This is a genomic window from Pseudoalteromonas sp. PAST1, from assembly GCF_021532515.1.
GTDB lineage: Bacteria > Pseudomonadota > Gammaproteobacteria > Enterobacterales > Alteromonadaceae > Pseudoalteromonas > Pseudoalteromonas simplex.
On record NZ_JAKGBH010000106.1, the window covers coordinates 1 to 3,304 of the forward strand.

Below are 3,304 nucleotides of genomic sequence, written 5' to 3' on the forward strand. Positions count from 1 at the left end.
CATAGAAAAGGCGCTCAATGCGAGGCCGAGAAAATGTCTAGGGTTTAGGCAACCAGCGGTAATATTCGATGAATTACGCAAAGCAGCCTAATTTAGCGAGTGGTGCACTTCGGACTTGAATTCGCGCTTAAGGATATTGATTTTTTAGTTTACGGACACGAATTCACAGTATTTAACGACGTAGAGCACTTTTTTTCCGGTTTTGAAGCTCAATCTCATTTTCCACTTATTGTTTTTGCTGACAACATTGTAAACCAAGGCGAGGCGCTCAAGAAAATCCGTAAGCACGAACTGTTATGGCAAAGCTGTATTTTGGTAAATACGCCTTGTTATTTATCAGAAGCTCTTGCAAATGGTCTTTTTAATAAACAAAGTGATGATTTTTATAACTCCGTAATAACGCGCGCAACTAGTTTAAATCTAAGTCTTAATTTAGTCGACTCAGCTTTAACTAAGCTTTTGTCTTTTATGTGGATTTATAAAGGTAATAGCTTGTTACCTGTTCATGATTTAAGCATTAATAGTGTTTATTATTATCCGCTTTTAGAGTGTTTCGGGGTTAACACTAAAGATGCGATGTCATGGTTGTCGAGTATCCATAGAAGAAAACTCTTACAGACAGATAAGTTAATCGTGTTCGCTACTGTAGACACTGCCAATCAGGGCACTTAAATTATGTTGATTCATGCCCAAGTTGTCAAAGTATTGATATTGCCAGTGTATCTAGTTTGCACTGTTTTAACTGTGGTCATGTAAATGGCGAATCTAAATTTAAAGAGGGTATCGGGCTAAGCTGCCCTAATTGCCATACAAAATTGAGACACATTGGCGTTGACTATGATCGCCCAATAGAAAACCAGAAATGTAACCAATGCCATACTAGCTTTGTAGATGCTGACGTTATTGCTAAATGCTTCCACTGTCAGACCAGTAATCAAGTTGATGAGTTAATAGTACAGAACATTCATAGTTACAACATATCAATGGAAGGTAAAAGTTTAATTAGACTTGGTGAGCGTTTTGACAATTTTAATTTAACCAGCACTGACTCTATTAACTATTCACATTTCGAATGGGTGGTTAAGTGGCAAAACCAACTTGCCGTAAGGCACCAGCAAACACACTCAATAGTTAAGATAGAGTTAAAAAACCTCGCGCAATTTATTGCAGAAAATGGTGAAGCACGTGCTATTCAATTAATAGACGAATTTGAGAGCAGAATTAACGAGAGTATCAGGACCACGGATATTTGCTGTTTAGCAGGAGAGCATACATTACTTTTAATGTTACCTAATACGACAATTGAACATTTATCCTTTGTTTATCAAAAATTAAAAGGGATTTCTTTACTCAATAAAAATAGCGATTTCTCACTTTCGATTAAAGGCATTCCACTTCCATCAAAAGAAATGCCAGATGAAATAGGTGTTTGGCTTGAGCAACAATTTGCAGCTCAGCAGGAGAGTGTTTTATGAGTACGCTAAGCACTTTAATACATATTACTGAACAAATTATGTTTTATGTACAAAGTAATGTATTAGTTCTAGTAAAATTTATTCCTTTATACCTTATCTATGAGTTGCCGCTATTTTTAATAATCACGTTTGGCATAATTAAATGGACTAAAGAAAAGACACGTATAAACAATACTAAATTATTTTATTTACCAAAAGTTAGCTGTGTTATTACTTGTTATGCAGAAGGGGATGCAGTTAAAGAAACCATTCAGTCACTCGTTGAACAAACTTACCCAGGTAAAATTGAAATTATTGCTGTAATAGATGGTGCTGTTCAAAATAACCACACTTACCATGTAGCTAAAGAATGTAAGCAGTTATTTAAACGCAAAAATCGTGAGATTGTTTTATTGCCAAAATGGCAGCGGGGAGGGCGAGTTTCAACTTTAAACGCAGGCTTATCCTATGCTAAAGGTGAAATTATCGTCAATGTTGATGCGGATACTTCATTTGACAATGATATGATGGCAAATTTAGTCAGGTTATTTGAAGACCCTAATGTACCTGCTGTGGGAGGTGCTTTAAGAGTTCGTAATGTGAATAAAACTTTATGGACTAGAATGCAAGCAATCGAATACTTAATATCGATGCAGGGTGGTAAAACTGGATTAGCTCAATGTAATCTAATTAACAACATTTCAGGTGCATTTGGTGCATTTAGACGTGATTTCTTAAAACAAATAGGAGGTTGGGATACTCATACTGCAGAAGATTTAGATCTAACAGTTCGTATCAAACAGTATTTTAAACGCTACCCTAATTTAAAAATACCTTACGCGACTGCGTCGATTGCACATACAGACGCACCTCAATCATTTAAAGAGCTTGTCTTGCAAAGATTACGTTGGGACGGGGACTTGCTGTTTTTATATTTGCGTAAACATTGGCCAGCTTTTTCTCCTAAGCTTTTAGGCTGGAAGAATTTTTTGTTTACACTTTTTTATGGTTACTTGCAAAACGTTATGTTGCCATTTGTCATTTTTGTGTATTTTGTTGGGGTTGCTATTATTTATCCTTGGCAATTCTCACTAGCATTAATATTCGTCATTTATGCCTTATACCTTCTAACTATCGGCTATTTTTATTTGTTAGTTTTAGTTAGTGTTTCAGAAAGGCCTAAGCAAGATTTTACACTATTCCTCTGGTTACCTCTCTATCCCATCTATGCATTTATAATGCGCCTAGTATGTTGCTTTGCGCTGGTTAATGAAGTATTCCGGCGGTCGCATGAAGAGTCTAGTATGGCACCTTGGTGGGTGCTTAAACGTGGTCAAAAATTTTAGATTAAGGGAATAATATGAAATTGCATTTTAATAGCACTGCAAAGGTCAACAATCCGAATGAAGAAAAAGGAATTAAAGTTCCATATGCTGGAGCAAAAAGAACATCGCATAAATTACGCTGGTATTTTTTAATTCTGATTGCATTGAGCCCTATTTGTATTGTCGCATGGATTTATTTAGTGCCACAACTTAAGGTTGAAGCTGTTGGTATCATTACGACTGAACCGCTTCTGATTAAAGCTCCAAGTAAAGGAACTATTGAATTTGTTGACGTTAACCTTGGTGATTCTGTGATGAAAGATGAAATATTGCTCACATTATATAACCCTGAATTGACAGGGCAGTATCAAGAAGTTGACCGACAAATATTAAATCTAACCGCGAATTCAACCCCGAAGTGCACCACTCGCTAAATTAGGCCGCATTGCGTAATTCGTTAAACACAACGACAGGCTGTTTGTAACCTAGGCACTTTCTAGGTCTGGCGTTTAGCGCACGTTCTAT

At 36.4% G+C, this 3,304-nt stretch carries 3 protein-coding genes and 1 pseudogene; all 4 read left to right on the top strand.

Features of this window, described 5'->3' with window-relative positions:
- Positions 1-99 precede the first annotated feature (99 nt).
- The 4 genes and pseudogenes from L1272_RS22700 (at position 100) to L1272_RS22715 (ending at position 3,213) form a co-directional block, all read left to right on the top strand.
- A complete protein-coding gene (locus tag L1272_RS22700; protein ID WP_235374344.1) occupies positions 100-672 on the top strand; it encodes a hypothetical protein in 573 nt (190 codons plus the stop codon).
- 14 nt (positions 673-686) lie between these two features.
- Positions 687-1,475 (top strand): annotated as a pseudogene (locus tag L1272_RS22705) (diguanylate cyclase domain-containing protein); the annotation flags it as partial.
- Positions 1,472-2,800, top strand: coding sequence for a glycosyltransferase family 2 protein (locus tag L1272_RS22710; RefSeq protein ID WP_138601343.1), 1,329 nt, complete (start codon positions 1,472-1,474; stop codon positions 2,798-2,800). The pseudogene L1272_RS22705 and the gene L1272_RS22710, both read left to right, overlap by 4 nt.
- A 14-nt stretch (positions 2,801-2,814) precedes the next feature.
- Positions 2,815-3,213, top strand: a complete 399-nt coding sequence (locus L1272_RS22715; RefSeq protein ID WP_235374345.1) for an efflux RND transporter periplasmic adaptor subunit — start codon at positions 2,815-2,817, stop codon at positions 3,211-3,213.
- The last annotated feature ends 91 nt before the right edge of the window (positions 3,214-3,304 follow it).

Coding starts and splice junctions, on each gene's coding strand:
- L1272_RS22715 (WP_235374345.1), top strand. CDS start 2,815: ATGAAATTGCATTTTAATAGCACTGCAAAGGTCAACAATCCGAATGAA.
- L1272_RS22710 (WP_138601343.1), top strand. CDS start 1,472: ATGAGTACGCTAAGCACTTTAATACATATTACTGAACAAATTATGTTT.